Origin of the sequence: Amycolatopsis alkalitolerans, assembly GCF_006152065.1 — a bacterium.
Classification (GTDB): Bacteria; Actinomycetota; Actinomycetes; order Mycobacteriales; family Pseudonocardiaceae; genus Amycolatopsis_E; species Amycolatopsis_E alkalitolerans.
The window spans coordinates 120,812-146,768 of the sequence record NZ_VDFW01000003.1 but is presented as its reverse complement, the minus strand read 5'-3'; the positions used below and the strand labels follow the sequence as shown (position 1 = coordinate 146,768).

Here is a 25,957-nt window from a genome sequence, read left to right as displayed (position 1 = left end):
GGCACGCGGCTCAGTCCTTCGCGTATTTGATCGACGAGGGCACGAGTTCGGTGCGCTGCCCCGCCTTGAGCGCGGCGCGGCGCGGGCCCATCGGCTCGTCCTGGATCTTGGCGTGCAGCTTGAGGATCGCGTCGAGCAGCATCTCCGGCCGCGGCGGGCACCCGGGCAGGTACATGTCGACCGGCACGATGTGGTCGACGCCCTGCACCACCGCGTAGTTGTTGAACATGCCGCCCGAGGAGGCGCACACCCCCATCGCGAGCACCCAGCGCGGTTCCGCCATCTGGTCGTAGATCTGCCGCAGCACCGGCGCCATCTTCTGGGTGACCCGGCCCGCGACGATCATCAGATCCGCCTGGCGCGGGGTCGCCGAGAACCGCTCCATCCCGAACCGCGCGATGTCGTACCGGGAGCCGCCGGTGGTCATCATCTCGATCGCGCAGCAGGCCAGCCCGAAAGTGGCCGGCCACAAGGAGTTCTTGCGGGCCCAGTTGACCAGGCCCTCGAGACTCGCCAGCAGAATCCCGTTGGGGAGCTTCTCTTCGAGGCCCATTTCAGTTCCAATCCAGCCCGCCGCGCCGCCACACATACGCGTAGGCGAAGCCGACCGTGACGATGAACAGCACGATCTCCACCAGCCCGAACAGGCCGAGCGCGTCCGCGTTCACCGCGAACGGGTAGAGGAAGACCATCTCGATGTCGAACAGGATGAACAGCATCGCGGTGATGTAGTAGGCCACCGGCATCCGGCCCCCACCCACCAGCGGCTGCGGCGAGGGCTCTATCCCGCACTCGTAGGCCCGCAGTTTCGCCTTGTTGTACCGGCTCGGACCGACCAGCGGGCCCAGCAGCACCGAGAGCACCGCGAACGCGGCTGCCAGCACGAACAAGATGACCAGCGGTACGTACATCGCCGGGCTCGCGGACGCGCCCTGCGCTAACACCACGTGTCACACCCCTTCCGCACCGTCGCGGTGATTGTGAAAATGTTCACAAGCCTTTTCGACGAAGTTGTGAACGGGTTCACAAAGCATGGGGGCAGTGTAGGACGTGCTTCACAGCGTTGTCGCGGGGTCCTTAGTTTAAGGCAAACCTAACCTGCGGCAGGCCCCGAAAGTGACCTCAGGCCCTAGACCTGGGACAAACCGACCAAGATCGTCCGCGCCGCCCGTTTTCACGGAGAGTCAATGTGACAGAGCACACGCGATACCCACCCGGCCGACTCACGCGCTTGGCGTAAGCCTCGCCGCGAGCGAGATCATCCGGTCCACCGCGTCCCCGGCCTTGGCGTCGTAGCAGCCGGAAAGGCCCTTGTAGATGAGCGGGATCAGCGGGTTGACGCGCAGCCCGTACTTCGTCGCGACCCGCATGACCAGCGGACGGCCGATGGCCTTCGCGAAGAGATTGCCGAGCCGGTAGTAGCCGCCCATGAGCTCACGCAACGCAAGGGGGTAACCGTGCAGCGCCCGTTCGCGGGACGGGCCTTCGGGCCGGGCGAGCGCCTGCACCACGCACTCCGCGGCCAGTTGCGCGGACTCCATGGCGGCGGAGACGCCCTCGCCGTTGAACGGGCTCACCATGCCACCGGCGTCGCCGAGCAGCAGCAGGCCGTCGCGGTAGTGTGGGGTGCGGTTGAAGCCCATCGGCAGGCCCGCCCCGCCGATCCGGCCGACCGCGTTCTCCTCGCGGTAGCCCCATTCCTCCGGGGTCGAATCGAGCCAGGACCGCATCAGCGCGCGATAGTCGGTGTTGCGGAAGGCTTTCGTGGTCGACAGCATGCCGAGCCCGACGTTGACCGTGCCGTCGCCGAGCGGGAACGCCCAGCCGTAGCCGGGCAGCAGCTTCGGGTTCCGCGGATCGCTTCGGTCCCACAGTTCGAGGTGGCCCTCGATGAACGGGTCGTCGTGCCGGGGGCTCTTGTAGTAGCGGCGAACCGCCACGCCCATCGGCCGCCGGGCGTCCGTCTCGATACCGACCGACCTGGCGAGCCGCGCGGACACCCCGTCGCACGCCAGCACGAGCGGCGCGCGGTAGCTGACCGGCGTCTTGTCCGGGCCGGTCTTCGCTTCGACGCCGACCACGCGGCCGGTGCGCTCGTCGGTGATCGCGCCGGTCACCGTGGTGCGCTCCCGCAGGCGGGCCCCGGCCTTGACCGCGAGCTTCGCCAGCAGATCGTCGAAATCGTGGCGGGTGCGCGAAACCCCGTACGGCGGATAGCTCGTCAGATCCGGCCAGTCGAGTTCGAGGGTCAGGTCGCCGGTGAGGATGCGCAGGCCGCGGCTGTGCACCCAGCCCGCCTCCTGGCTGGTATCGACGCCCAGGTCGATCAACTGCTTGACGCCGCGCGGGGTCAGGCCGTCGCCGCACACCTTCTCGCGCGGGAACGTCGTCTTCTCCAGCACGAGCACGTCGATCCCGGCGCGCGCCAGGTAGGTGGCGACGGTGGATCCGGCCGGGCCGGCGCCGACGACGATTACCTGGGCGTCTTGGGTCATGTGGGCAAGACTAGCCGCGCGCAGCGCGTCATTGAGGGGTGGTGGTCGGGTGAGGGGCCGGCGCTACGGGGGGCTTTTTCGCGCGGTGGATGGCGACGACGCCGAAGGTGAGGTTCAACCACTCCACGTTGGTCCAGCCCGCGGCGGCGATCGTCTCGGCGAGGGTGCGCTGGTCCGGCCAGGCGGCCATCGACTCGGCGAGGTAGGAGTACGCCTCCGGGTTGCTGGAGGTGAAGCGGCCGAGCAGGGTCATCGCGCGCAGCAGGAACCTGCGGTACACGAAGCGGATCGGGCCGAACGGCGGGGTCGACGCCTCGCAGATCACCAGCCGCCCGCCGGGCTTGACCACCCGCGCGATCTCGACGAGCGCGGCCTTCGTGTCGACGAAGTTGCGGATGCCGAAGCTGATGGTCGCGGCGTCGAAGCTGTCGTCGGCGAAGGGCAGGTGCAGCGCGTCGGCGGCGACCATCGGCACGCCGCGGTGCTTGCCGCTCGTGAGCATGCCGATCGAGAAGTCGGCGGCGAGGCACCACGCGCCGCCGCGGGCGTACTCGGCGGTGGAGACGCCCGTGCCGGCGGCGAGGTCGAGCACCTTCTCTCCGGGCCTGGCGTCGAGGGCGTGCGCGGTGGTGGTCCGCCAGCGGCGGTCGAAGCCGAAGGTCATGACCGAGTTCGCGCGGTCGTACCCGCCCGCGGCGCCGTCGAACATGGCGGCGACCTCGTGCGGGTCCTTGTCGAGGTTCGCTCGGGGCATGAGCATGAATCTAATCAGCGGCGCGCGGCGCCTCGGTTGAGGGCGGCGGTGGGTGAAGGGCCGGCAGGCATGACCGACAGCATTCCGCGCACGGAGTCCGGCCAGGTGAACTCCTCCGCGCGGGCGCGCGCGGCCGCCCGGCGTGCGTCTTCCGGGCTTTCCAGCAGCCCGGTCACCGCGCTCGCGAAGGCGACCGGCAGGTCCGGCACCGCGGCTCCGCAGCCCGGCCGGACGATCTCCCGCAGCGCCGAGGACTGCGACACCACGACCGGGGTACCGGAGGCCAGCGCTTCCAGCGCGGCGAGGCCGAACGTCTCGTGCGGCCCGGGCGCGAGCGAGACGTCGGCGCTCGCGAGCAGCCGGGCCACCTCGGCGCGGCTGGACACGAAACCGAGAAAGGTGACCGGGAGCCCTCGCGCCCGTCTTTCCAGTGCGCGGCGCCGCGGGCCGTCGCCCGCGATCACCAGGCGCACCCGGTCTCCCGCCTCGGTCAGCTCCGCGACCGTATCGACGCTGCGCTCGACATGTTTCTCCGGCGAAAGTCGTCCACAGTGGACTATCAGGGCGTCGGCGCCGCCGGCGAGTTCGGCCCGCCAGGACGTGTCCCGCATACCGGGCGCGAACGCGGCGAGGTCGACCCCGAGCGGGACCCGCTGCACGTTCGGCACCCCGATCCGGTCGAACTCCTCACGGGCGAACGCCGTGGTACAGACCACCTTGTCGTAGCTGCCGGCCATCCGCCGGTTCGCCACGTCCGCGACCCGGCGCGCCACCGGTTTCGGCATGAGGACCTGCTCCAGCAGGCGGTCGAGCCGCTCGTGCGAGATCACCACACTCGGCACGTCGTGCCGCCTGGCCCAGACGCCCATGCCGCGCAGGGTCAGCCGGTCGGACACCTCCAGCCGGTCGGGCCGCAGCTGCCGCAGCAGCGCCCGCACGCGGTACGGATCGACCGCGCGGTAACCCCCGGTCCCGGGAATCCTGGGCGCGGGCAGGGAGAACCGCCGCACGCCGGTCGGCAGCCACTCGTCCTGGTAAGCGCTGCCGGGCACGACCAGCGTCACCTCGTGACCGCTCGCGACATAGCCCGCGCCGAGATGGTGCAGCGCGGTCCGCAGCCCGCCCGACCGCGGCCCGTAGAAGTTCGCGAGCTGGACTATGTGCATCGCTCACGCCGCGCGTGCGACGCTGCCGGTGACGGCTTCGTAGTGCCCGACCAGTTCCGCGCACACCGCGGGCCAGGTCCGGCCGAGCACGACCTTGCGGGCCTTCTGCCCCAGCCGCGCCCGCAGCGCGGGGTCACGCAGGTCGTTCACCCTGGCGAGAAGTTCCCGCTCGAAGGCGTCCCGGTCGGCGGGCAGCAGGTATCCGGTGCGGCCGGGCAGCACGAGATCCTTCGGACCGCCGGCATCGGGCGCCAGCACCGGCAGGCCGGAGGCCATCGCCTCCTGTACCGCCTGGCAGAACGTCTCGTACGGTCCGGTGTGGACGAACACGTCGAGGCTCGCGTACGCCTCGGAAAGCTCCTGGCCGTACCGCGCGCCGAGGAACGCCGCGCCGGGGATGCGCTCGCGCAGCAGGTCGAGCTCGGGCCCGTCGCCGACCACGACGACGCGGACGCCGTCGAGGCCACCGAGCGCCACCAGGCGATCGACCTCCTTCTCCGGGGCGAGCCGGCCGACGAACCCGACGAGCAGTTCGCCGTTCGGCGCGAGTTCGGCTCGCAAAGCCGGATCGGCGTGCGCCGGCGAGAACCGCTCGACATCCACGCCCCGGCCCCACTTGTACACCCGCGGTATGCCGTGTTCGCGAAGGTTGTGCACCGAGTCCGTCGACGGCGCCAGTGTCCGGTCGGCCTTGCAGTGCAGCCGCCGCACCCATCGCCAGGCGGCACGGGCACCGAGGCCGAGGCCGTACGCGGTGGCGAAGCCGGCGATATCCGTCTGGTACACCGCGACCGTGGGCACCCGCAGGCGCCGCGCCGCGGCCAGCCCGCGGGCGCCGACCACGAACGGCGAAGCCAGGTGGACGACGTCGGGCCGGAACGCGGCGAGCGCGGTCAGCACGGTTCTGGTCGGCAGGCCGATCGGCAGCGAGTTGACCACGGGCAGGTCCACCGCGGGGATGCGAACGACCGGGGCGCCGCGGTACTCGGCGGGACCGGCCAGCCCGGGGGCGACCACGAGCACCTCGTGTCCGCGGTCACGCAGGTGTTCCAGCACGCGCAGTACCGAGTTGGTCACGCCGTTCACCTGCGGGAGGAAGCTTTCGGTGACGATGGCGACTCGCACGATGCCAAAATCTCACGGTGCCCGGTTCGTCCGGGGAAGCCCGTGTAACCGCCATGCGAACGGTGCCGGAACTTCTCGAAGCTGGTCTTTCCGGAGTAGACACTTCATCTCTTCGTAGCGTCCCGGACACTCGGTGCGGCCACACTAGACCGGCGTGACCCTCCTATCCGCCCGCCCGTCCCAGCCGGTCGAACCGGGCCTGCTGTCACGAGCGCTCGAGGTCGCCGGACGGCTCGCCAACGACGCCACTGACGTGATCACCGCGACTGCGGGCCGGGGCGCGCACCCCGACACCAAGGACTCCCCGTTCGACTGGGTCACCGACACCGACCGCATCCTCGAACGGCATACGCGCCGGGTGCTGACCGCCGAGTTCCCCGGGATTCCCGTCGTCGGCGAGGAGTTCGGCGCGGACCACGGCGCCGAGGACGCGCCGTACCGCTGGGTGGTCGACCCGGTCGACGGCACCGCGAACTACGTCGCCGGGGTGCCGTGGTGTGCGTTCAGTCTCGCTCTGGTCGACGCCTCCGGGCCGGTCGTCGGCGTCATCGCCGATCCTTACCGCGCCCAGATCTACGCCGCCGCCCGCGGCCGCGGCGCCCGGGCGAACGGCAAACCGGTCCGCCTGGCCGACCGCGCGATCAGCGAGGGCGCGATCGTGTGCACCGAACTCGCCCGGCGCGGCCCGTGGCCGGGGATGGGCGAATTCATCGAACGGGCGGCCGCGGCCCACGCCGGGGTCCGCGTGCTGGGTTCGGCGGCCCTGTCGATCGCGCAGGTCGCGCTCGGGCACGCGTCGGCCGCGGTGCTGCACAGCTATCACGAATGGGACGTCGCGGGCTCGGTCGCGCTGGCGATCGAAGCGGGCGCCGCGGTGCTCGACCGCCGGGGCGCGGGCACCGCGCTTCCCGCGGACGGCCTGCTCGTCGCCGCGCCGAGCGCGGCCGAGGAGGTGCTGTCCTGGTGGCAGGAAACCGCTAGCGCCCGGCCGTGAGGGCCGGCGCGGGTTCGGCTTCGGGGGCCACGCGGCGGGTGCGGTGGCGGATCCACCACAGGAGGCCGGCGGCCACCGCCCAGGTGATCAGGACCGTCGTGCTCAGCGGGAGCAGGGTGAGCGTGGCGTCGCGGCCGGCGACGCGGGCGAGGTCCGGGTTCGTCGTGTCGTACTCGATGCGCACCAGGTCACCGGCGACGAGCCCGCCCGGGTAGAGCACGCCGTTCGCCGGGATGTGCACGATGCCGTCCGGGGTGACGAACCGGATGATCGTGCGGTCCCACGAGACCGAGTCCACCTGGGCGTTCGCGACGCCCAGGTGGCTCGTGACGGCCTCGTCGTTGCGAAGGGCGGCGAGGAGCAATCCGACGCACAGCACTGTCATCAGCGTCGCGACGCCGAGCACGACGCGACGCAGGATGCGCGCCCTGCCTTCGCTCTTCGTCACCCCTCCAGGTTAGCCGCGGCCTCAGTACCGGTGGCCGGCCGCCAGTAGTTCGTGGGTCCGGTGGATCGCCGGATACGACTTCGGCGCGGCTGCCGCGTGGAATGTGCTGGCCCCGTTCGGACCGGCGGCCGGTTTGGCGGGCCTGAACAGCCAGGTGGTGAACAGATCCTGCAACGGCTTGCCGGAGATCCGCTCGGCCAGCGCGATGAACTGCTGGATGCGCGCCGCGCCGCCGGAGTGCCCGGCCACCCATCCCTGGAGGATCTTGAAGAACGCCTCGTCACCGACGGCGGTGCGCAGCGCCTGCAGGGCCAGCGCGCCACGGTCGTACACGGCGTCGTCGAACTGGTTCGCCGCGCCCGGGTCACCCGGCAGTACGTGCCAGAACGCGTCGTCGGCCGGATGCGAGTCGTAGACGTACTGGGCGAGTTCGGCCGGGGTGCCTTCGCTCTCGTGCTCCGACCAGAGGTACTCGGCGTAGGAGGCGAAGCCCTCGTTGAGCCAGATGTCGCTCCAGCGGCCGAGCGAGACCGCGTCACCGAACCACTGATGCGCGTTCTCGTGCGCGATCACCGAGGTGTTGCTGCCCGCGACGAAGAACTTGCTGCTGTAGACCGGACGCGTCTGCGCCTCGAGCGCGAAGTTGAGGCCGGTCGAGACGACGCCGCCCCGCGCTTCGAACGGGTAGGGCCCGAACTGGGTCGCGAGGAAGTCGTCGATCTCGGGCGTCCGCTCGACGCTGGCCTTCGCCGCGTCGAGGGATTCGCCGGTGGCCGGGTCGTAGGCGGTGATGAACGGCTTGCCGTCCGGGGTGGTCGACTGGTTGACCTCGAACGCGCCGACTTCGAGCGTCGCGAGGTAGGTCGCCTCCGGCTGGGTGCTGCGCCAGTTCCAGCGGGTCCAGCCGGCGCGCTGCTTGGTCTTGCGGACCAGCGTTCCGTTCGAGAGGGCGGCGACGTCGTCCGGGACCTCGACGGAGATGTCGTAGGTGGCTTTGTCCGTCGGATGGTCGTTCGCGGGGAACCACCACTGCGAGTTCTGCGGCTCGTCCACGGCGAGCGCCCCGTCGGGGGTCTTCTTCCACGCGGTGTAGCCGTCGATCACGACCTTCGAGGGCGTATCGGCGTAGTCGACCACGACGGTGAGGGGCTGGTTCGCGGCCAGCGGTTCGGCCGGGGTGACGACGAGTTCGCCGTTCTCGTCCGGGTCGGCATGGAAGGCCGCCGGGACGTTGTCGACCAGCACCGAGTTGACGTGCAGTCCGAAGTCGAGGTCGAAACTGGACAGATCCTGCGTGGCCTTGGCCAGGATCGTCGTCGTGCCGGAAAGCCGGTCGGTGGCGGGCTGGTAGGTCAGACGGACGTCGTAGTGCGAGACGTCGTACCCACCGTTCCCGGCGTACGGGTAGTACGGGTCGCCGACGCCCGGGGCGCCCGGCGCGGGTGCGGCGCTGGCCGTGGCGGTGAGCAACGTGGTCGCGATGCCGGTGGCGACAGCCCCCAGGCCCGCTCTCGTTCGCAGACGCATAGCGGGAAACTAGCGAGAAAACGGGCAACCGGATACGGACTTATGGGGGGTCTTACCCACCGGGCCGGTTCACCCCAGAACGGCGGAAACGGCTTCCCGAACCCGGGCGTGCAGATCCCGATGCCGCGTGCGGTCCACCCGGACCTCGACCACCCGCAGGCCAGGCGCCGGCCGCAGCGCCGCGCGGAACTCGGCCATGCTCGTGACCAGTCGATGCGCCACGCCGAACCCGGCGCACAACGCACCCAGATCCGCCCCGTGCGGGGTGCCGAAAACTCGCTCGAACGAGTCCTGATGCTCGGGCGCGCCCTGTTCGAGCAGCGAGAAGATCCCGCCGCCGTCGTCGTTCAGCACGACGATCGTCAGGTTCGGGCGGTCGTTCGCCAGCAGCGCGTTGACATCGTGCAGGAAGGTCAGATCCCCGAGCAGCGCGTACGAATGCCCGCGATGCACCGTCGCCGCGCCGAGGGCCGTCGACACCGTCCCGTCGATGCCCGCCACGCCGCGGTTGCGGTGCACCAGCACGTCCGGCCGCATCCGCCCGGCCAGCGCCACGTCCCGTGCCGGATTCGACGAACCGACCACCAGCAGCGCGTCCGTGGGAAGCGCGTCGATCAACTCGGTCGCGACGCGCAGCCCGCTCGGCCAGTGCTCGCGCGCCAGCGCCTCCCGCACCGCCGCCGACGCCGCCCTGTCCGCCCGTTGCCAGCTGGCCAGCCACTCCGGATCGGCGGGTTTCGTCGGCTCGTCGAACCACTGGCCGACCTGCCGGACGTTGTGCGCGGGCGCCGGCCAGTCCGAATCCGGCCGCACCAGCAGCACCTCGACCTCGGTATCCGACAGCAACGCCTGGACCTGCCGGAACACCGTCGGCCGGCCGAGGCACAGCACCTGCTCCGGCTTGTGCTCGGCGATGAACCGCTCCGCGCCCAGCAACCACACGCCGCTGGCGATCGCGGTCGAACCGGACAGCCCGAGCCCGCCGGTCTCGGAGACCACCGGCCAGCCGTGCCGCTCCGCCCACTCGCTCGCGGCCCCCACCCCGCTGTCGCACGCGAGCACCAGCCCGCACCGCGCGGACGGGACCACGGACGAAGGCAACGCGCCGAAGTCCGGGAGCTCCGTCCACCGTGCCCCGCCCGGCCGCCCGTCGAGCGACTCGTACCAGTCGTCGGAGCCGTCGGGCACCAGCGGCTCGCGGAACGGGACGTTGAGATGCACCGGCCCGCAGCGCCACTCGCCGTACGCGGCGTTCCACGCGCGGCAGATCTGGCTGCGCCAGTAGGCGTTCTGGCCGGCCCGGCGCTCGGCGACGGCGAGCTCGTCGTAGTAGCGCACGGCGTCGCCGTACAGGCGCTGCTGGTCAACGACCTGGTTCGCCCCGGCGGCCCGCAGCTCGGGCGGCCGGTCGGCGGTCAGCACGATCAGCGGCACCCCGGCGCGGTCGGCCTCCAGGACCGCCGGATGGAAGTTCGCGGCGGCCGTGCCCGAGGTGCAGACCACCGCGACCGGGCGCCCCGTCCGCGCCGCGATGCCGAGCGCGAGGAACGCCGCACCCCGCTCGTCGATGCGAACGTGCAGCTGGAGGCGGCCCGCCGCCGCGGCGTCGTGCAGCGCCAGCGAAAGCGGCGCATTGCGCGAACCGGGCGAAAGCACAACATGGGAAACGGTGTTGCGGACGAGTTCGTCGACGATGACCCTGGCCTGTGCGGTCGACGGATTCACCAGGTCCCCCCTGGAGTGTCGTCCATCATCTCGGCCACACGTCCTATCCTCCCAGATGTGCATGACGCCCACGTTTCCCCGGTTTCCGAGCTGTTCGATCCCGCCGCGTGGACCGAAGTCGAAGGGTCCGGTTTCACCGACATCACCTACCACCGCTCCGCCGAAGCACGCTCGGGAAAGCGTGTCGTGCGCATCGCGTTCGACCGTCCCGAGGTCCGCAACGCCTTCCGGCCCCACACCGTCGACGAGCTCTATCGTGCGCTCGACCACGCGCGGATGAGCCCGGATGTCGGTTGCGTCCTGCTCACCGGGAACGGCCCGTCGCCCAAGGACGGCGGGTGGGCTTTCTGTTCCGGTGGGGACCAGCGTATTCGCGGCCGCTCCGGCTATCAGTACGCCAGCGGCGAGACCTCCGACACGGTCGACCCCGCGCGGGCGGGCCGCCTGCACATTCTCGAGTGCCAACGGCTGATCCGGTTCATGCCCAAGGTCGTGATCTGCGTCGTACCGGGCTGGGCGGCGGGCGGCGGGCATTCGCTGCACGTGGTGTGCGATCTCACGCTCGCCTCGGCTGAGCACGCCCGGTTCAAGCAGACCGACGCCGACGTGGGCTCGTTCGACGGCGGCTACGGCTCGGCGTACCTCGCGCGCCAGGTCGGGCAGAAGTTCGCGCGGGAAGTGTTCTTCCTCGGGCGCGAGTACACCGCCGAGCAGATGCACGCGATGGGCGCGGTGAACGCGGTCGTGCCGCACGCGTCGCTGGAAGCCGAAGCGCTGGAGTGGGCCTGGGACGTCAACGGCAAGTCGCCGACGGCGCAACGCATGCTCAAGTACGCCTTCAACCTCATCGACGACGGTCTGGTCGGCCAGCAACTGTTCGCAGGCGAGACGACGCGGCTGGCGTACATGCAGGACGAGGCCGTCGAAGGGCGGGACTCGTTCCTCGAGAAGCGCTCCCCGGACTGGTCGAACTTCCCGTACTACTACTGAGGGTTCAGCCGCCCAGTTGCAGCACCAGCGTGGCGGCGGCCGGTGCGAGGTACAGCAGCGGGTACACGGTGGTCCGGTACGAGCGTGCGCGCACCGTCGTGGCTGCCGCCCCGAGGAAGTACAGGATCAGGCCCACCGCCGCCGCGACACCGATGGCGGGGACGAACAAGCCCACGATCAGGCCGAGGGCGCCGGCCGACTTCGCCAGAGCCAGCCAGTTCCACCACGACCGTGGGACACGGTATTGCTCGAGCGGCGCCACGACGAACTGCCGTTTGGCGAACAGCGAGTATCCGGAGAAACCGATCCACAGTGCGGCGAAGACGGCGACGATGTGATATGCGGTGACCATCGGAGTCGATCCCTTCACGTTGGTTGCCTGGTCACCCCGTTGACACGGCTGCGGCCACCGGTGTGACATCCGGCAGACTGCGCGGTGACACAGGCAGCAACCGGACGGCCCAGCGCGCCGTCCGGAACCTACGACTGTCCGGAGGGCCGTCCGTGCGTGAGGTGTGGGTCGGCGGGAGCGTCGGCGAACTGCGGGACGCACTCGCCGAAGCGCTCGACGGCGGGCCGGCCGTGTTGCCGCTCGCGCCGGGTTCGGAGAGCCTGCGCGACGCCATGGCGCCGTCGGAGGCGGTCGAGCCCGGCACCGCGCTGATCATCGCGACCTCCGGCTCGACCGGGGAGCCGAAGGGTGTGCTGCTCTCGGCCGGGGCCCTGCGCGCGTCGGCGACGGCGACACACAAGCGGCTCGGCGGGCCGGGGCACTGGCTGCTCGCGACGCCGGCGAACTACATCGGCGGCGTGCAGGTCGTCGTCCGCTCGCTGCTCGCGGGCACGACCTGCGCCGTGCTGCCGCCGGCGCGCTTCACCGGGGATCTGTTCGCCGAAGCCGCGGCCCCCGTCCTCCGCGCGGACGGTCCGCGCTACACCGCGATGGTCCCCACCCAGCTCACGCGAATCCTCGATGCGGGTGGCCCTGGACTCGCCGCCGCCCGCGCGTTCGACGCGATCATCATCGGCGCCGCCGCGACCTCCACGGCCCTGCGGAACCGCGCCGCGGAGGCGGGTGTGCACATCGTGCCGGCCTACGGCATGAGCGAGACGGCGAGCGGATGCGTGTACGACGGCGTGCCGCTGGACGGGGTCGAGGTGCGCATCGGGCCGGACGAGCGCGTGCTGATCTCCGGTCCCGTCCTGACACACGGCTACCGCCTGCGCCCGGATCTCACCGCGGAAGCGCTGGTCGGCGGCTGGTTCCGGACCGGGGATCGCGGCCGGATCGACGAGGGGCGCCTGGAGATCCTCGGCCGGATCGACGACATGATCAACACCGGCGGGGTCAAGATCTCGGCGGCGGCGGTCGAGCGAGCGCTGGGCGCGTGCCCCGGCGTGCGCGACGCGTGCGTCGTCGGCTTGGCGGACGACGAATGGGGCCAGGCCGTCGCGGCGGCGGTGGTCATCGACGGCCCGGTCGAGGTCGACGACCTCCGGGCGGCGGTGCGCGCGGCGGCGGGCTCCGCGGCGGTGCCGAAGCGGTTCCGCTTCGTGGACTCCCTGCCGCTGCGCGGACCAGGGAAGATCGATCGCGCGGCAGTTGTCTCGGGCATTTTCGGTACAGTTGGTTGACTTTTTACGAGCGTGCCCTTTCACTCGTTCGCATGAAACGCTGCGCTTTCGCCGTGCTGGCCTTCCTGGCCTTGGCGTTCGCCGCGACGCCGGTAGCCGCGGCCAACGAGGAGCCCGGCAGCGGCACGCTCACCTGGGCCGTCCCGATCGACGTGGGGTGAGCGCGGTTCGCCACAATGGGTGACATGGCGACAGTTGCAGAGTGGATCGAGGGGGCCCGTCCGCGGACGCTGCCCAATGCGGTGGCACCGGTCGTCGCCGGCGTGGGGGCGACGATCCAGCTGAGCGCCTTCACCTGGTGGCAGTCGCTGCTGGCCCTGCTCGTCGCGCTGTCGCTGATCGTCGGCGTCAACTTCGCCAACGACTACTCGGACGGGATCCGCGGCACCGACGAGAAACGGGTCGGCCCGTTGCGGCTGGTGGGTTCCGGCGCCGCCGCCCCCCGGCTGGTCCTCACCGCCGCCTTCGGCTGCCTCGGCCTCGCGGGTGTCCTCGGGCTGGCACTGGTGATCGCGACCGGCCGCTGGTGGCTGCTGGTCATGGGCGCGGTCTGCATCCTCGGCGCGTGGTTCTACACGGGCGGGAAGAAGCCCTACGGGTACGCCGGGCTCGGGGAGATCGCGGTCTTCGTGTTCTTCGGCCTCGCGGCCGTGCTGGGCACCGTCTACGTCCAGGCGGGCCGGATCAGCTGGGCCGCGCTCACCGCCGCGGTCGCGGTCGGCTGCTTCTCGACGGCCGTGCTGACGGCGAACAACCTGCGCGACATCCCGACCGACCGCGACCACGGCAAGAACACCCTGGCCGTCCGCCTCGGCGACACCGGCACGCGGCGGCTGTACCTCGCGCTGGTGACCGTCCCCTACGTCCTCACGATCGTGCTCGGGATCTTCCACCCGCTCGTGCTGATCCCCCTCGTCACCGCGGTCATGCTGCGTACCCCGCTGAAGGCCATCACGAGCGGCGCCACGGGCCCCGGCCTGATTCCCGTGCTGCGGGACACCGGCCTGGTGATGCTCGCCTGGTCCGTGGTCGGCGGAATCGCGCTGGCGCTGTCCTGATCAGACGCGGGGCCAGCGCCCGGTCGCGAGGAACTCCGTCATGGCCGCGAGTTCCGGCTCCCAGGCCAGGCCCTGCTCGGTCAGCCACTCGTCGTTGTAGTACGTGTGCGCGTAGCGCTCGCCGCCATCGCACAGCAACGTCACGACCGAACCCGGCTGGCCGGCCGCCAGCATGCGCGAGATCAGCCTGAAGGCGCCGTAGAGGTTCGTTCCCGTCGAGCCGCCCGCCCAGTGCCCGGTGCGCTCCCGCAGCAGCCGGATCGCGGCCATCGACGCCGCGTCCGGGACCTGGATCATCTCGTCGATCACGTTCGGCACGAACGACGGTTCCACGCGGGGCCTGCCGATGCCTTCGATCCGCGACGGCATCCCGGTCGTGTAGTCGGGCGCGCCCGTCTGCCAGGACCCGAAGAACGACGAGTTCTCCGGATCGACCACGCAGATCTTCGTCGTATGCCGCCGGTAGCGCACGTACCTGCCGAAGGTCGCGCTCGTCCCGCCCGTGCCGGCGCCGACGACGATCCACGCCGGCACCGGATGGCGCTCGAGCTTCATCTGCGCGAACACCGATTCGGCGATGTTGTTGTTGCCCCGCCAGTCCGTCGCGCGCTCGGCGTAGGTGAACTGATCCAGGTAATACCCGTCACATTCCGCGGCGAGGCGCTCGGCCTCGCCGTACACCGCCGAGGGGACGTCGACGAAATGGCATCGCCCGCCGTAGAACTCGATCAGCTGGACCTTTTCCGGGCTCGTCTTGCGCGGCATCACCGCGACGAACTCCAGTCCCAGCATCCGCGCGAAGTACGCCTCGGAGACCGCGGTCGACCCGCTCGAGGCCTCGATCACCGTCGTGTCAGGCCCGATCTCGCCGTTGACCAGCGCGTACAGCATGAGCGAGCGGGCCAGCCGGTGCTTCAAGGATCCGGTCGGATGGACCGACTCGTCCTTCAGGTAAAGATCGACGCCCCACTCGGGCGGTAGCGGGAACACATGCAGGTGGGTGTCCGCGCTGCGGTTCGCGTCGGCTTCGATCAGGCGGACCGCCTCACGCACCCAGGCGCGGCTCATTCCGCCTCGCGCAGCTCGGCCCGCAGCTTGGCGCGCTCTCGCGCCCGCCGCTCGTTCCGCGCGGCCAGGCCTGCGGTCACCCGCGCGTTCAGCTTGCGGAACGCGAGGAGGCCCACCGGCAGCCCGACCACGATGGCGACCGCTATCGCGACCAGCAGCGGGACCTTGACCAGCACCAGCACGGCGGCCACGACGGCGATCAGGCCGAAGCGCGCCAGAAGGTAAAGAGTCAGGTCACGACCCAGCGTCTGTCGAGCGTTCACAATGCTCAAGGTTACGCTCTGGTTCTGCTGGGACGGCGGCACCCGTCACGCGCCTCCGGCGCCGATTTCGCTGTTGTTCGGCCGCCCTTCGAACCGGGTGGACAGCACGACCGTCGTGCGCGTCCGCGCGACCCCGGGGATCCGCCGCAACCGCCCGAGCGAGCGCTCGAGTTCGTCCACTGTGGATACTCGCACCTTCACCACGAACGCCTCGTCCCCCGCCACCGCGTAGCAGCTCTCGACCTCGGGAAGATCGGCCAGCGCGTCCGCGAGTTCGTCGTTCTCCGCGGTGTCCGTGGGCTGGATGCCGACCAGCGCGGTCACGCCGAGACCGACGCTGCCCGGGTTGACGACCGCGTGATAGCCGGTGATGATCCCGGCCGCCTCGAGCTTGCCGACGCGCTCGTGGACCGAGGACGCGGACAGGCCGATCGTCCGCCCCAGCTCCGCGTAGGTTGCCCTCCCGTTCTCCCGGAGGGCGGCGATGATCTTGCGGTCCACTGCGTCCACGGGGCTCACCCTAGCCCTGTCCACGGTGGGCGATTTGTCCCTTACTACCTCTTTACTCTTGGACAACCGTTCGAGTACCTGCCGGGTGAAGTGCAACGATTGCCGTGTTGGCCGACCGAGGCGGCCTCAGCTGTCCTCGGTATAGCAGTGCAGGCGTTAAGGAGGCGGAAAATGACCGCGACCGTAGGTGGGCGGTTGCTCACTCCCGGCGAAGTCGCCGCGTTGTTCCGAGTGGACCCCAAGACCGTGACGCGGTGGGCCACGGCAGGCCGGATCGGCTCGATCCGCACCCCGGGTGGTCACCGGCGGTTCCGGGAATCCGAGGTCAACGAGCTGCTCGCCGAGCTCACCACGGACGCCAGCGAGCCCACTCGCGGCTGATCCCGGCCAGACCCGCGGCCCGGCGGAAGCACCGCCGGAAGCCGCGGGCCCGGTGGTGCGGGCACCCGGAATTCGACACAAAGGGCTACCCTCGGGAGCAACCAGGCACCACTGCTTCGGAAGGGGCCGAGCATGATCTATCTGCTCGCATTGATCGGGGCGCTCACCATCGCCGTCCTGCTGTGGCGGGCGTTCGGACCTGAGCGAGTCGGTGCGTCTTCCCGCCGAGCACCGGTCGCGCCCGACGACGACCCCGAATTCCTGCGCACCCTCGGCGAGCAGCACCGCCGCCCCGAAGACGACGGAAGTTAAAGACCCTTAGCCGGAAATGCGTCGGCCATCGCGGCCGCCAGTTCCAGGAGAGCGAGCCGGGTGGCCGGCTGCAGGCGGTCGAGTTCGATCTCGGCGCCCTCCTCCAGATGCGGATCGAACGGGATCCGGCATACGGCCCGCGCACGGGCGCCGAAATGCGCGCCGAGCCTGTCCAGATCGACCGAGCCCGCCTTCGGGCGCACCGAGTTGATCGCCACGATCGAACGTTTGACCAGGTCGCCGTACCCGTGCGCGTCGAGCCAGTCGATCGTCGCGGAGGCGCTCGTGGCCCCGTCCACCGAACCCGTGGACACCACGACGAGCGCGTCGGCGGAATCGAGCACGCCCTTCATCGCCGAATGCATGAGCCCGGTGCCGCAGTCGGTGAGCACGATGTTGTAGTAGTGCTCGAGCAGGCTCACCGTACGCAGGTAGTCCGTCTCCGAGAACGCCTCCGAGACGGCCGGATCCTGTTCGCTGGCAAGTATTTCCAGCCGTGAAGCACCCTGGGACGTGTACGCGCGCACGTCGCTGTAGCGGGTGACCTTGTCGGCGTCGCGCAGCAGATGCCGGACCGTCGCGGTGGTCTCGATCGGGATCTTCTGCGACAGCGTACCGCGGTCCGGGTTCGCGTCCACCGCGATCACCCTGTCGCCCCGCAGCGAGGCGAACGTCGAGCCCAGGGTGGTCGTGATCGTGGTCTTGCCCACACCGCCCTTGAGGCTCATCATCGCGATCTTGAAACAGCCCCGCAGCGGCTGGTTCACGCGCGCCACCAGTTCGCGCTGCTGCCGCTCGGTGGGGCTCTCGCCCGGGTTGATCACCTTGCCGCTGCCCAGGTACAGCGCCTTGCGCCAGCCCGAGTGCGGGATGCGCCTCGGCGGGCGCACCACCGGCGCGCCCGGCACTTCGGCGCGTGGCCGCGAGGGCTGCGGCAGCGGCGGGTACTGCGACTGCGGCGGCTGCAGGGGCGGCAGGTTCGGGTCGTAACCCTGGGGCGCGGCCGGCCGTCGCGGCGGCCGCTGGGGATGGGACGTGGAGTCCGTGCGCTCCTCGGAGAACTCGCGAGGATCGGTCATCAGCCAACCCCGGCGTACGAATGTAAGCCCGTCGTGACCAGGTTGACGAAGAACAGGTTGAACACCATCACGGCGAACCCGAGGATGTTGATCACCGCGGCCCGCGTGCCACGCCAGCCAGCGGTGGCCCGCGAGTGCAGGTAGGCGGCGTAGACCACCCAGGCGACGAACGCCGTGGTCTCCTTCGGGTCCCAGCCCCAGAACCGGCCCCAGGCCGATTCCGCCCAGACCGCGCCGCACAGCACGCCGAACGTGAACAGCGGGAACGCCACGACGGTGGCCCGGTAGGCGACCCGGTCCAGCATGTCCGCTGCCGGGAGCCTCGGCGCGAACCGGGCGAACCGCTCCGGGTTGCGGTCATGCGCCGAGCGGATCAGGAAGAAGATGCTGGCGACCCCGGGCACCATGAAGATGCCGGAGGAGACGATCGCCGCCGACACGTGGATCCACAGCCAGTACGACTGCAGCGCCGGCACCACCGGGGCCGCGACCGTGTACAGCGCGGTGCCGCCGATGAACATCAGGATCACGACCGGCAGCAGCATGAACCCGGACAGGTGCCGCACCGGGAACTTCCGGACCGCCCACAGCCAGGTCACCACGGCGATGAACGTCACCGCCATGATGTATTCGTACATGTTGCCCCACGGCACGCGGTGCGTCGCGAGCCCGCGCAGCACGATCGCCGCCACGTGCAGCAGCGCGCCGAGCACCAGCAGCGACACGCCCATCCGGCCGATCCGCTCGGCGCGGCCCCGCGGCGCGCGGTGCTCGGGAACGTCGGCCGTGGTCTCGACGTCCGGGGCCGGCGCCCCGGCGCCGACCAGCTGGCGGGCCTGCGCACGCTCCGCGACCCGGCGGCTCTTGGCGCCGAAAGCCTGCTCGATGAGGAAGAAGGCCAGCGCCAGTACGTAGATCGCGGTCGCGGTGGTGTAGGACCAGTCGCTGTAGTGGGACAGTGTCTCGTTGACGAGTGCCAGCACGTCTACTTCCTCTTTCCACCTGTGAGCAGCTCATCCGCGATCCGGGTGAACTCCTCGCCGTAGCCCGCCTGATCAGTGCGGGCCAGTCCGCCCACCTGCACCACGGTACCGTTTCCGTCCCCGTCCGCAGGTCGTACCCGAAGCCAGACGCGCCGGCGCTTGACCAGCAACGACCCGGCCAGCCCCGCCAGCATCGCGATCGCGAAGCCCAGCACGTAGTCCTGCGTCGGATCGTGGGAGACCTGCAGCGAAACCCACTGCTGGACCCCGTCGAAGCTGATCTTCGTGCCGTCGTCGAGGGTGATCGACTGGCCGACCGCGAGGTTCTGCCTCGCCACCCGCTTGAGCCTGCCGTCAGCCACCATGGACTGGTCGATGTCGAAGATCGACTGGCTCCGGCCGGAGTCGAGGCCGAGGTCGCCGCGCATCACGTCCACCGCCACCATCGGGTTGTTCAGCTCCGGCGCGGTCGAGGTCAGGATCCCGCCGTGGATGAACGACGTCGGCGCGAACAGGCCGGTGATCGCGAGTTCCTTGGTACGCCGCTCGGCCGCGTTGGTGACACCGGGCGGGTCGAACTTCGTCGCGCCGTCGGACAGGTAGGTCGTCTGGTTCTCCGGCCGCCACTGCGTGGCCTGCGTCCGCTTCTCACCGTTCGGGTAGGTGACCGTGAAGATCGGCGTGTACCCGTGGCCCAGCAGGTAGGTCCGGTCGCCCGCGGTCCGCAGCGGTGAGTTGACCTCGAGCAGGTACGGCTTCCAGGTGCCCGTCTGCAGGTCGGCGCCGGACTGGTACTCGATGTCCGACGAATAGTGCGTCGGCTCACCGGCCGCGGTGTACTTCGCCGAGAAGTCGTTGATCTTGACGCAGAACGGGGTGAGGTCGGTGCCGTCGACCCGCAGGCCCGGATTGAACGAGTCGTAGGCGTAGATGCCGGAGTTGCAGAACACCGAGTCCTGGCCGCCGGTGGCCTGGACGATCACCTGGCCCTCGTAGGTGTACATCTTGCCCAGCGCGAAGGCGATGATGAGGCCGAGTATCGCGAAGTGGAAGATCATGTTGCCGGTCTCGCGCAGGTAACCGCGCTCGGCGCTGATGCTGCGCGCGCCGCCGTCCTCCTCGCGCTCCACGGTCCGCCAGCCCTTGAGCCGGGCGCGAGCGGCGGCAAGGACGTCGCTCGGGCTGCGTTCGACGGTTGCCTCGCGGAAGTGCGGCATGCGCGACAGGTTCCGCGGGGTCAGCACCGGCTTCGCACGCATCGAGCGGATGTACTCGAAGCTGCGCGGCAGCAGGCAGCCGACCAGCGACACCATCAGCAGCAGGTAGATCGCCGAGAACCAGACGCTCGAGAAGACGTTGAAGAACTGGAGCCGGTCGAGCAGGGTGCCCCACCAGCCGTGGGCGGCGATGTACTGGGCGGTCTTCGGCGGGTTCAGCGGGCGCTGCGGCAGCATCACCCCGGGCATCGCGGCCAGCGCGAGCAGGAACAGCAGGACCAGCGCGGTGCGCATCGCGGTCAGGCCGCGCCAGGTGTTGCGCAGGAAGGCGAGAACCCGCCTGGCCGGTGTCTGCCGGTACGGCGACGACGGCGGGGTCGATGGCGTCTCCGTGGCGGTCACAGCGGCAACACCGTGTCCGTGATGAACGCGTCACGCAGCCAGCTCACGAGATCCCCCCACAGCCCGGTGACCAGCAGGACGCCGACCACGATCAGCAGCGCGCCGCCGAACACCTGCACGCGCCGGCCGTTGCGGCGCAGCCAGTCCGTCGCGCGGATCGCCCACCGGGCACCGACGGCGATCAGCAGGAACGGCAGGCCGAGACCGAGGCAGTAGATCAGCACCAGCAGGAACCCGCGGATGCCCGCACCACCGGTCGCGGTGGCGAGGGCGAGCACGCCGGACAGCGTCGGGCCGATGCACGGCGTCCAGCCGAGGCCGAACACCGCGCCGAGCAGCGGTGCGCCGAGCAGCCCGCCGCGCGGTACGCGGTGCGAGCGGATGTCCTTCTGCAGCGCCGGAATCAGGCCGAGGAACACCAGGCCCATGGCGATGGTCACGACGCCGCCGATGCGCTGCAGGAGGGCCTCGTTGCCGAGCACGGCGTCGGCGGCCCACACGAGCGTGCCCAGCCCGGCGACGAACACGACGGTGAACCCGAGCACGAACAGCGCGGCCGCGCCGACGACGGCGAAGCGGCCCTTCTTGCGCTCCTCGCCGGGGGTGACCGCGGGCGCATCCGCGCCGACGAGCGCCGCGAGATAGGCCAGGTAACCCGGAACCAGCGGGACGACACACGGCGATGCGAACGAGATCGCGCCGGCGACCAGTGCGACCCCGGCGGCGAGCAGCAGCGGCCCGGAGGTCGCCAGCTCGGTCACGGAGTTCACCCTGCTGAGGGTAAGCAGTGAGTTCGGTGTGAGCTCCCCGGGGCCCAGAGAGTGTTACGCGGCTTGCATAGCGGTGCGGGTGGCGGAACCTCAGGTGGCCCCTCGCTCCGGGATCGCCTCCTCATGAATGCCAATTCACCACGTCGCCGCTGTCCTCGTGAGGAACCACCTGAGAACCCGCGGCGGTGCCGGTTGCTTGCCCACCGCAAGCGGCTCCGCCGCTTCGAAAGACGCGCTATTCGGCGGCGAGCTTCTGCACCAGGGGCTCGATATCGCTCGCGAGGATGGGCCGCAGGTAGACGGCCGCGACGCGCTGCTGCTTGTCGATCACGATCGTCGACGGGACGGCGTTCAGCGGGTAGCCGGTCAGCTTCAGCAGGCCACGGCCCGGCGGGTCGTAGATCGACGGGTAGGTGAGGCTCCGGTCACGCACGAAGTCCCGCGGGGCCGAACTGTCGTCGTCCCGCACGTCGTAGCCCAGCACCTGCACGCCCTTGGCCTGCTCGGCCTTGTACAGCTTCTCAAGCTCAGGCGCCTCGGTGCGGCAGGGCGGGCACCACTGACCCCAGATGTTGAGCACCACGACCTTGCCCGCGAAGTCGGCGACCGAGATCTGCTTGGCGGGGGTCATCAGATCTTCGCCGGACAGGTTCGGGATCGGCTTGCGGTCCGCGGTGTTGTAGGTGATGTCGGTCGTCCCGCCCGGGGCGACGAACTGGAAGCTCGCGCCCTGCGAAACCGCGTCCTTGCCGGTCGAGCAGCCGGCCAGCAGCATCAGCGCGAGCAGAGCCAGGATCGTGCGTTTCATGCTCCCGTCACCTTCGGGTCGGTGGCACCGGCCGGTTCGCTGTAGACGATCTCGACCAGTTGCTCGCTCTCGAAGACCAGGCTGGTCAGCGACGCCAGCGAGCACTGCCTTTTCCGTGGGTCGTGCCACAGCGGTTTCGCCTCGAGGAACCGGCGAACCGTCCAGATCGGCAGTTGGTGTGACACACACAACGCCTCATGCCCTTCGGCCGCCGCGCGCGCCCGGTACACCGCGCCGAGCATGCGGCGCGCGATGTCGAGATATGGCTCACCCCACGACGGCTGGAACGGGTCGCGCAACATCGGCCAGTACCGCGGGTTGCGCAGGGCGCCGTCCCCGACCGCGACCCGCTTGCCCTCGAACCGGTTGCCTGCCTCGATGAGCCGGTCGTCGGTGTGCAGGTCGAGCCGGTGCGCTCCGGCGATCGGCCCGGCCGTCTCCTGCGCGCGCTGCAACGGCGAAGCGACGACGTGCGCGATGTCGTGCCCGGCGATCGCTTCGGCCACCGTGATCGCCTGCCGCTGCCCGCGTTCGGACAGGCCGAACCCGGGCAGGCGGCCGTAGAGGATGTGGTCCGGGTTGTGTACTTCACCGTGCCGCAGCAGATGCACGATCGTCGTCACTGGCGCGCCTCCGCCGCCGCCTCGGCCGCCGCCGGCAGCGCCGCCTCGATGACCTCGAACGCCGCGTCGTCCATCGCCGCGTTCACGAACCACGCCTCGAACGGGCTCGGCGGCCCGTAGACACCGCGATCGAGCAGCGCGTGGAAGAAGGCGGGGAAACGCCAGGTGTCGGCGTTCCGCGCGTCTTCGTAGTTGAGCACGGGCTTTTCGGTGAAGAACACGGTGACGAGGTTGCCCACGTACGCGATGTGGTGCGCGACGCCCTTCGCGGCGAGCGCGTCGGTGAAGAGGGCGCCGAGGCGCTGGGAGTTCGCATCGAGCGCGCGATACACGCTGTCGCCGGCCGCACGCAGGGTCGCCAGGCCCGTCGCCACCGCGACCGGGTTCCCGGACAGCGTGCCCGCCTGGTAGACGGGACCGCCCGGAGCGAGCTTGGCCATCACGTCCGCGCGGCCGCCGAACGCCGCGGCGGGCAGCCCACCGGACATGACCTTGCCGAACGTGTAGAGATCGCCGGGCACCTCGTCGAGTCCGTACCAGCCCGCGCGCGAGACGCGGAACCCGGTCAGGACCTCGTCCATGATCAGCAGCGCGCCGTTTTCGTGCGCGAGTTCGAGCAGCCCCGCGTTGAACCCGGCCACGGGGGCCACGGCGCCCATATTGCCGGCGGCGGCCTCGGTGATGACCGCGGCGATCTCCCCCGGATTGTCCGCAAAGGACTTCCGCGCGGCGTCGATATCGTTGTACGGCACGACAATCGTGTCCGCGGCCTGCGCGCCGGTCACGCCGGGCGAGGTCGGCAGGCCGAAGGTCGCGACCCCCGAGCCCGCCTGCGCCAGCAGCGCGTCGACATGCCCGTGGTAGCAGCCGGCGAACTTGATGATCTTGCTGCGGCCGGTGAACCCGCGCGCGAGCCGGATGGCGCTCATCGTCGCCTCGGTCCCGGAGTTGACCAGCCGGACCTGCTGGACCGGCGCGACGCGGGCGATGATCTCCTCGGCGAGCTCGACTTCACCGGTCGTCGGCGTGCCGAACGACAGGCCCGAGGACGCGGCCTGCGTGGCGGCCCGCACGACCTCGGGATGCGCGTGCCCGAGGATCATCGGCCCCCACGAGGACACCAGGTCGACATAGCGATTGCCGTCGACGTCCCACAGGTAGGGGCCCTCGCCGCGGACCATGAACCGGGGGGTGCCGCCGACCGAGTTGAACGCGCGCACCGGTGAGTTCACCCCACCGGGTGTCGCGGCCGTTGCCCGTTCGAACCATGCCTTGGACTGATCGACTCCGTGCGTCACGCCTGCCAGTCTCGCAAAGGGGCTATGAAGCGCCGTTGAGGCGTCCCTCGAAGAAGCCCTCCGGGTCCTCGTTGCGCGGCTTGCTGCGGTGTTTCGTCCGGATCGCCAGCAGCAGTTCACGGACGGCGTCGACGAGGAGCAGTGCCGAAAGCAGGCCGAGCCCGATCGCCGCGGACATCCAGCTGGAGATGTAGCGCGTGGACGTGAGCACCACGCCGTCGCTGAGGTTGACGGTCAGCGTTCTCACGCCGGCGTGCCACAGCGGGAAGGCCAGCCAGATGGCGACGCCCGCGAGGATCACCTCAGCGAGCGCGATCCAGGCACGCCACGGCCGGTGCAGCTTCGGCTGACTGTTCACGTGGCAAGGCTCTCATGCCCGCTCGAGCGCGGCACGCAGAGCTTGCACATCTTTCGCCCAGGCCACGACGACCGTCCCGTCGGTCAGGCGAATCGGCAGCTCGTCGAACTTGCGCGGAGTGCTCCACCCGCCCCCGAGCACGCGGGCCCCGGCCGGTGCGCCGACGTCGGTGGTCTCGGCGATCTCGGACAGCGGCAGGGACTCGCGGCCCTCCCACAGTTCGGTGCCGGTGACCCGGACGGTGAGGAACCGGCGGCGGGCATGGATCCAGGGCGCGGTGATCGCGGCGAGCCCCAGCCCGACGAGGATCCACGCGACGGTGTGGGTGGTCCCGGTGGCGAGTTCGGCGAGGTAGCCGAGCACCGCGAACAGCGGCCCGTAGAGCAGGGCCGTCCATTTCGCCCCGGGCTCGAAGTACCGCGTCTCGCTCACGGCTTCGCGCGGCCGACCTTCGGGAAGTAGGCCGTGACCTTCGGCAGGAACAACAGGGCGAGCGCGATCAGCCCGACGAGCGTGGCCACCAGTGTGACCAGGCTGGAGAACGGCAGCGCCACCTGGAAGAGCACGGTGATCGCCATCAGGAAGACGAGAACCGTACGGGCCGAGCGGGTGCCCTGGCGCGCCTTGTACGCGAAGAGGACGTACATGGCAGCGAACGAGACGGCGCCGACCAGCAGGACCGCGAGCAGCACCGTGGTGCCGGAACGGATCTGGTCGGGGTTCACCGCGCTGCTGGTGTTGCCCTTGATGACCGAGTCGATGATCCGGTCGCGAGCGAAGAAGATGATCGCGTAGCCGACGATGAACACGACCCCGGACGTGACCCACAGCCAGAACGAGACCTCGACCGGCTTCGGCGGGGCCACCGGCTCCGGCTCTTCACCGGGCAGCTTCGGCGCGGGTGGCAAGCCCTTCGCGCGGCGCTCGTCGTCCGATTCGGGTGTGGTCACCCGACTAGCCTACTTAGTCCAGCCAGGGTGCGGCCTCGGCGGCCCAGTAGGTCAGGATCATGTCGGCGCCGGCGCGGCGGATCGAGGTGAGCACCTCGAGGATCGTGCGCTCGCGGTCCAGCCAGCCGTTCGCCGCGGCGGCCTCGACCATCGCGTACTCGCCGGAGATGTTGTACGCCGCGACGGGCACGGGCGAGACCTCCGCTGCCGCGCGCAGCACGTCCAGGTACGTCATCGCCGGTTTGATCATGACCGCGTCCGCGCCCTCGGCGACGTCCAGCTCGATCTCACGCAGCGCCTCACGCGCGTTGCCCGGATCTTGCTGGTACGTCTTGCGATCGCCTTTGAGCTGCGAGTCGACCGCCTCGCGGAACGGGCCGTAGAAGGCGCTCGCGTACTTCGCGGAGTAGGCGAGGATCCCGGTCTCGGTGTGGCCCGCGTCGTCGAGCGCCTGACGGATCGCGCCGACCTGGCCGTCCATCATGCCGCTCGGGCCGAGCATGTGCGCGCCCGCCTCGGCCTGCGCGACGCCCATCTCGGCGTACAGCTTCAGCGTCGCGTCGTTGTCCACGCCGCCGCCCGCGTCGAGGACTCCGCAGTGACCGTGGTCGGTGAACTCGTCGAGACAGGTGTCGGCCATCAGCACGGTGTCGTCACCGAGTTCGCTGCGCACGTCCCGCAGTGCGACGTTGAGGATGCCGTTCTCGTCGATCGCGCCGGAGCCGGTCGCGTCCCGGGTCCGGGGCACGCCGAAGATCATGAGCCCGCCGACCCCGGCTCGCACCGCGTCGACGGCCGCCTTGCGCAGCGACTCGCGCGTGTGCTGCACGACGCCCGGCATGCTCGCGATGGGCCTCGGTTGCGCCGCGCCTTCGGCGACGAACATGGGCAGGATCAGCTGGCGCGGTCGCAGCGTGGTCTCGCTGACCAGCCGCCGCATGGCGGCGGTCCCACGCAACCGGCGAGGACGATGCTCGGGGAACACGGTGTCGACCGTACTCCGGGCGGCGAAAAGGCG

General features: G+C 70.3%; 31 protein-coding genes. 7 read left to right on the top strand and 24 right to left on the bottom strand.

The annotated features are described in order from the left end of the window. Window positions 1–10: 10 nt before the first annotated feature. The 6 genes from FG385_RS04810 to FG385_RS04785 form a co-directional block, all read right to left on the bottom strand. Window positions 11–553, bottom strand: coding sequence for a NuoB/complex I 20 kDa subunit family protein (locus tag FG385_RS04810; RefSeq protein WP_139095365.1), 543 nt, complete (start codon window positions 551–553; stop codon window positions 11–13). A gap of 1 nt (window position 554) precedes the next feature. Beyond that, window positions 555–911 (bottom strand): NADH-quinone oxidoreductase subunit A, encoded by a 357-nt coding sequence (locus FG385_RS04805; protein WP_139095567.1) that lies wholly within the window; start codon window positions 909–911, stop codon window positions 555–557. Window positions 912–1,223: 312 nt separating this feature from the next. Next, on the bottom strand, window positions 1,224–2,495 hold the full coding sequence (locus FG385_RS04800; RefSeq protein ID WP_139095364.1) for a geranylgeranyl reductase family protein: 1,272 nt from the start codon (window positions 2,493–2,495) through the stop codon (window positions 1,224–1,226). Between the two features lie 28 nt (window positions 2,496–2,523). Continuing rightward, on the bottom strand, window positions 2,524–3,249 hold the full coding sequence (locus FG385_RS04795; protein ID WP_139095363.1) for a demethylmenaquinone methyltransferase: 726 nt from the start codon (window positions 3,247–3,249) through the stop codon (window positions 2,524–2,526). Window positions 3,250–3,263: 14 nt separating this feature from the next. Further along, complete coding sequence (locus tag FG385_RS04790; RefSeq protein ID WP_139095362.1) at window positions 3,264–4,415, bottom strand: glycosyltransferase; 1,152 nt, start codon at window positions 4,413–4,415, stop codon at window positions 3,264–3,266. Between the two features lie 3 nt (window positions 4,416–4,418). After that, entirely contained in the window at window positions 4,419–5,540 is a 1,122-nt protein-coding gene (locus tag FG385_RS04785; RefSeq protein WP_200834300.1) for a glycosyltransferase family 4 protein, read from the bottom strand. 154 nt (window positions 5,541–5,694) lie between these two features. Between FG385_RS04785 and FG385_RS04780 the strand changes: the two genes are divergently transcribed. Continuing rightward, window positions 5,695–6,534 (top strand): inositol monophosphatase family protein, encoded by an 840-nt coding sequence (locus tag FG385_RS04780; protein WP_139095361.1) that lies wholly within the window; start codon window positions 5,695–5,697, stop codon window positions 6,532–6,534. On the opposite strand, the gene FG385_RS04775 is transcribed toward FG385_RS04780, so the two are convergent. The 3 genes from FG385_RS04775 to menD all read right to left on the bottom strand — a co-directional run bounded on the left by FG385_RS04775 (window position 6,518) and on the right by menD (window position 10,234). Further along, a complete protein-coding gene (locus tag FG385_RS04775; protein ID WP_235022403.1) occupies window positions 6,518–6,919 on the bottom strand; it encodes a DUF3592 domain-containing protein in 402 nt (133 codons plus the stop codon). The two genes, FG385_RS04780 and FG385_RS04775, sit on opposite strands and share 17 nt — an antisense overlap. An 84-nt stretch (window positions 6,920–7,003) precedes the next feature. Next, the gene (locus FG385_RS04770; RefSeq protein WP_139095360.1) at window positions 7,004–8,509 is read right to left on the bottom strand and encodes a M1 family metallopeptidase; all 1,506 of its coding nucleotides are present in this window, start codon (window positions 8,507–8,509) and stop codon (window positions 7,004–7,006) included. A 69-nt stretch (window positions 8,510–8,578) separates the two neighbouring features. Continuing rightward, the gene (menD, locus tag FG385_RS04765) at window positions 8,579–10,234 is read right to left on the bottom strand and encodes a 2-succinyl-5-enolpyruvyl-6-hydroxy-3-cyclohexene-1-carboxylic-acid synthase (protein WP_200834298.1); all 1,656 of its coding nucleotides are present in this window, start codon (window positions 10,232–10,234) and stop codon (window positions 8,579–8,581) included. 57 nt (window positions 10,235–10,291) lie between these two features. Between menD and FG385_RS04760 the strand changes: the two genes are divergently transcribed. Further along, window positions 10,292–11,224: a 1,4-dihydroxy-2-naphthoyl-CoA synthase gene (locus tag FG385_RS04760; RefSeq protein WP_139095358.1), complete on the top strand. Its 933-nt coding sequence runs from the start codon at window positions 10,292–10,294 to the stop codon at window positions 11,222–11,224. A 4-nt stretch (window positions 11,225–11,228) separates the two neighbouring features. Here FG385_RS04760 and FG385_RS04755 read toward each other — a convergent pair whose 3' ends face one another. Continuing rightward, entirely contained in the window at window positions 11,229–11,576 is a 348-nt protein-coding gene (locus FG385_RS04755) for a DoxX family protein (protein ID WP_139095357.1), read from the bottom strand. A 152-nt stretch (window positions 11,577–11,728) separates the two neighbouring features. On the opposite strand from FG385_RS04755, the gene menE reads away from it, so the two are divergent. From menE to FG385_RS04745, 3 genes are read left to right on the top strand one after another with little or no spacing between them, the layout of a single operon-like run. Further along, window positions 11,729–12,859 (top strand): o-succinylbenzoate--CoA ligase, encoded by a 1,131-nt coding sequence (menE, locus tag FG385_RS04750; protein WP_139095356.1) that lies wholly within the window; start codon window positions 11,729–11,731, stop codon window positions 12,857–12,859. Window positions 12,860–12,891: 32 nt separating this feature from the next. After that, on the top strand, window positions 12,892–13,020 hold the full coding sequence (locus FG385_RS35265; RefSeq protein WP_268815903.1) for a hypothetical protein: 129 nt from the start codon (window positions 12,892–12,894) through the stop codon (window positions 13,018–13,020). A 24-nt stretch (window positions 13,021–13,044) separates the two neighbouring features. Next, window positions 13,045–13,917 carry a 1,4-dihydroxy-2-naphthoate polyprenyltransferase gene (locus FG385_RS04745; protein ID WP_139095355.1) on the top strand — a complete coding sequence of 291 codons (873 nt, stop codon included), beginning with the start codon at window positions 13,045–13,047 and terminating at the stop codon, window positions 13,915–13,917. Here FG385_RS04745 and cds1 read toward each other — a convergent pair whose 3' ends face one another. From cds1 to FG385_RS04730, 3 genes are read right to left on the bottom strand one after another with little or no spacing between them, the layout of a single operon-like run. Further along, a complete protein-coding gene (gene cds1, locus FG385_RS04740; RefSeq protein ID WP_139095354.1) occupies window positions 13,918–14,985 on the bottom strand; it encodes an L-cysteine desulfhydrase Cds1 in 1,068 nt (355 codons plus the stop codon). Continuing rightward, window positions 14,982–15,248, bottom strand: coding sequence for a DUF4229 domain-containing protein (locus FG385_RS04735; RefSeq protein WP_139095353.1), 267 nt, complete (start codon window positions 15,246–15,248; stop codon window positions 14,982–14,984). Before FG385_RS04735 ends, cds1 begins: the two co-directional genes overlap by 4 nt. A 45-nt stretch (window positions 15,249–15,293) precedes the next feature. Next, window positions 15,294–15,758 carry an Lrp/AsnC family transcriptional regulator gene (locus tag FG385_RS04730; RefSeq protein ID WP_200834297.1) on the bottom strand — a complete coding sequence of 155 codons (465 nt, stop codon included), beginning with the start codon at window positions 15,756–15,758 and terminating at the stop codon, window positions 15,294–15,296. Between the two features lie 171 nt (window positions 15,759–15,929). On the opposite strand from FG385_RS04730, the gene FG385_RS04725 reads away from it, so the two are divergent. Continuing rightward, window positions 15,930–16,139, top strand: a complete 210-nt coding sequence (locus FG385_RS04725) for a BldC family transcriptional regulator (protein ID WP_139095352.1) — start codon at window positions 15,930–15,932, stop codon at window positions 16,137–16,139. A 132-nt stretch (window positions 16,140–16,271) separates the two neighbouring features. Further along, window positions 16,272–16,451, top strand: coding sequence for a hypothetical protein (locus tag FG385_RS04720; RefSeq protein ID WP_139095351.1), 180 nt, complete (start codon window positions 16,272–16,274; stop codon window positions 16,449–16,451). On the opposite strand, the gene FG385_RS04715 is transcribed toward FG385_RS04720, so the two are convergent. The 11 genes from FG385_RS04715 to hemB form a co-directional block, all read right to left on the bottom strand. Beyond that, on the bottom strand, window positions 16,448–17,530 hold the full coding sequence (locus FG385_RS04715) for a MinD/ParA family ATP-binding protein (RefSeq protein WP_139095350.1): 1,083 nt from the start codon (window positions 17,528–17,530) through the stop codon (window positions 16,448–16,450). The two genes, FG385_RS04720 and FG385_RS04715, sit on opposite strands and share 4 nt — an antisense overlap. Beyond that, window positions 17,530–18,513 (bottom strand): c-type cytochrome biogenesis protein CcsB, encoded by a 984-nt coding sequence (ccsB, locus tag FG385_RS04710; RefSeq protein ID WP_139095349.1) that lies wholly within the window; start codon window positions 18,511–18,513, stop codon window positions 17,530–17,532. The genes FG385_RS04715 and ccsB overlap by 1 nt, the downstream gene beginning before the upstream one ends. A 2-nt stretch (window positions 18,514–18,515) precedes the next feature. After that, complete coding sequence (gene resB / locus FG385_RS04705) at window positions 18,516–20,132, bottom strand: cytochrome c biogenesis protein ResB (RefSeq protein WP_235022390.1); 1,617 nt, start codon at window positions 20,130–20,132, stop codon at window positions 18,516–18,518. Beyond that, on the bottom strand, window positions 20,129–20,902 hold the full coding sequence (locus FG385_RS04700) for a cytochrome c biogenesis CcdA family protein (protein WP_139095348.1): 774 nt from the start codon (window positions 20,900–20,902) through the stop codon (window positions 20,129–20,131). Before FG385_RS04700 ends, resB begins: the two co-directional genes overlap by 4 nt. Window positions 20,903–21,137: 235 nt before the next feature. Beyond that, a complete protein-coding gene (locus tag FG385_RS04695) occupies window positions 21,138–21,710 on the bottom strand; it encodes a TlpA family protein disulfide reductase (protein ID WP_139095347.1) in 573 nt (190 codons plus the stop codon). Further along, window positions 21,707–22,333 (bottom strand): histidine phosphatase family protein, encoded by a 627-nt coding sequence (locus tag FG385_RS04690; RefSeq protein WP_139095346.1) that lies wholly within the window; start codon window positions 22,331–22,333, stop codon window positions 21,707–21,709. The genes FG385_RS04695 and FG385_RS04690 overlap by 4 nt, the downstream gene beginning before the upstream one ends. Next, complete coding sequence (hemL, locus tag FG385_RS04685; RefSeq protein ID WP_139095345.1) at window positions 22,330–23,631, bottom strand: glutamate-1-semialdehyde 2,1-aminomutase; 1,302 nt, start codon at window positions 23,629–23,631, stop codon at window positions 22,330–22,332. The genes FG385_RS04690 and hemL overlap by 4 nt, the downstream gene beginning before the upstream one ends. Window positions 23,632–23,653: 22 nt before the next feature. Then, a complete protein-coding gene (locus tag FG385_RS04680) occupies window positions 23,654–23,989 on the bottom strand; it encodes a hypothetical protein (protein ID WP_139095344.1) in 336 nt (111 codons plus the stop codon). Between the two features lie 12 nt (window positions 23,990–24,001). Next, window positions 24,002–24,421 carry a DUF3093 family protein gene (locus tag FG385_RS04675; RefSeq protein ID WP_139095343.1) on the bottom strand — a complete coding sequence of 140 codons (420 nt, stop codon included), beginning with the start codon at window positions 24,419–24,421 and terminating at the stop codon, window positions 24,002–24,004. Further along, window positions 24,418–24,939: a hypothetical protein gene (locus tag FG385_RS04670; RefSeq protein WP_200834296.1), complete on the bottom strand. Its 522-nt coding sequence runs from the start codon at window positions 24,937–24,939 to the stop codon at window positions 24,418–24,420. Before FG385_RS04670 ends, FG385_RS04675 begins: the two co-directional genes overlap by 4 nt. A 13-nt stretch (window positions 24,940–24,952) precedes the next feature. Continuing rightward, window positions 24,953–25,924 (bottom strand): porphobilinogen synthase, encoded by a 972-nt coding sequence (hemB, locus tag FG385_RS04665; protein ID WP_139095342.1) that lies wholly within the window; start codon window positions 25,922–25,924, stop codon window positions 24,953–24,955. Window positions 25,925–25,957 lie beyond the last annotated feature (33 nt).

Excerpts from the sequence above, each read along its gene's own strand:
- FG385_RS04745 (WP_139095355.1), top strand. The coding sequence starts at position 13,045 with ATGGCGACAGTTGCAGAGTGGATCGAGGGGGCCCGTCCGCGGACGCTG.
- FG385_RS04755 (WP_139095357.1), bottom strand. The coding sequence starts at position 11,576 with ATGGTCACCGCATATCACATCGTCGCCGTCTTCGCCGCACTGTGGATC.
- FG385_RS04720 (WP_139095351.1), top strand. The coding sequence starts at position 16,272 with ATGATCTATCTGCTCGCATTGATCGGGGCGCTCACCATCGCCGTCCTG.
- FG385_RS04805 (WP_139095567.1), bottom strand. The coding sequence starts at position 911 with ATGTACGTACCGCTGGTCATCTTGTTCGTGCTGGCAGCCGCGTTCGCG.
- FG385_RS04795 (WP_139095363.1), bottom strand. The coding sequence starts at position 3,249 with ATGCCCCGAGCGAACCTCGACAAGGACCCGCACGAGGTCGCCGCCATG.
- FG385_RS04810 (WP_139095365.1), bottom strand. The coding sequence starts at position 553 with ATGGGCCTCGAAGAGAAGCTCCCCAACGGGATTCTGCTGGCGAGTCTC.
- FG385_RS04770 (WP_139095360.1), bottom strand. The coding sequence starts at position 8,509 with ATGCGTCTGCGAACGAGAGCGGGCCTGGGGGCTGTCGCCACCGGCATC.
- FG385_RS04725 (WP_139095352.1), top strand. The coding sequence starts at position 15,930 with ATGACCGCGACCGTAGGTGGGCGGTTGCTCACTCCCGGCGAAGTCGCC.
- FG385_RS04695 (WP_139095347.1), bottom strand. The coding sequence starts at position 21,710 with ATGAAACGCACGATCCTGGCTCTGCTCGCGCTGATGCTGCTGGCCGGC.
- FG385_RS04800 (WP_139095364.1), bottom strand. The coding sequence starts at position 2,495 with ATGACCCAAGACGCCCAGGTAATCGTCGTCGGCGCCGGCCCGGCCGGA.
- FG385_RS35265 (WP_268815903.1), top strand. The coding sequence starts at position 12,892 with ATGAAACGCTGCGCTTTCGCCGTGCTGGCCTTCCTGGCCTTGGCGTTC.
- FG385_RS04790 (WP_139095362.1), bottom strand. The coding sequence starts at position 4,415 with ATGCACATAGTCCAGCTCGCGAACTTCTACGGGCCGCGGTCGGGCGGG.
- cds1 (WP_139095354.1), bottom strand. The coding sequence starts at position 14,985 with ATGAGCCGCGCCTGGGTGCGTGAGGCGGTCCGCCTGATCGAAGCCGAC.
- FG385_RS04715 (WP_139095350.1), bottom strand. The coding sequence starts at position 17,530 with ATGACCGATCCTCGCGAGTTCTCCGAGGAGCGCACGGACTCCACGTCC.
- FG385_RS04775 (WP_235022403.1), bottom strand. The coding sequence starts at position 6,919 with ATGACAGTGCTGTGCGTCGGATTGCTCCTCGCCGCCCTTCGCAACGAC.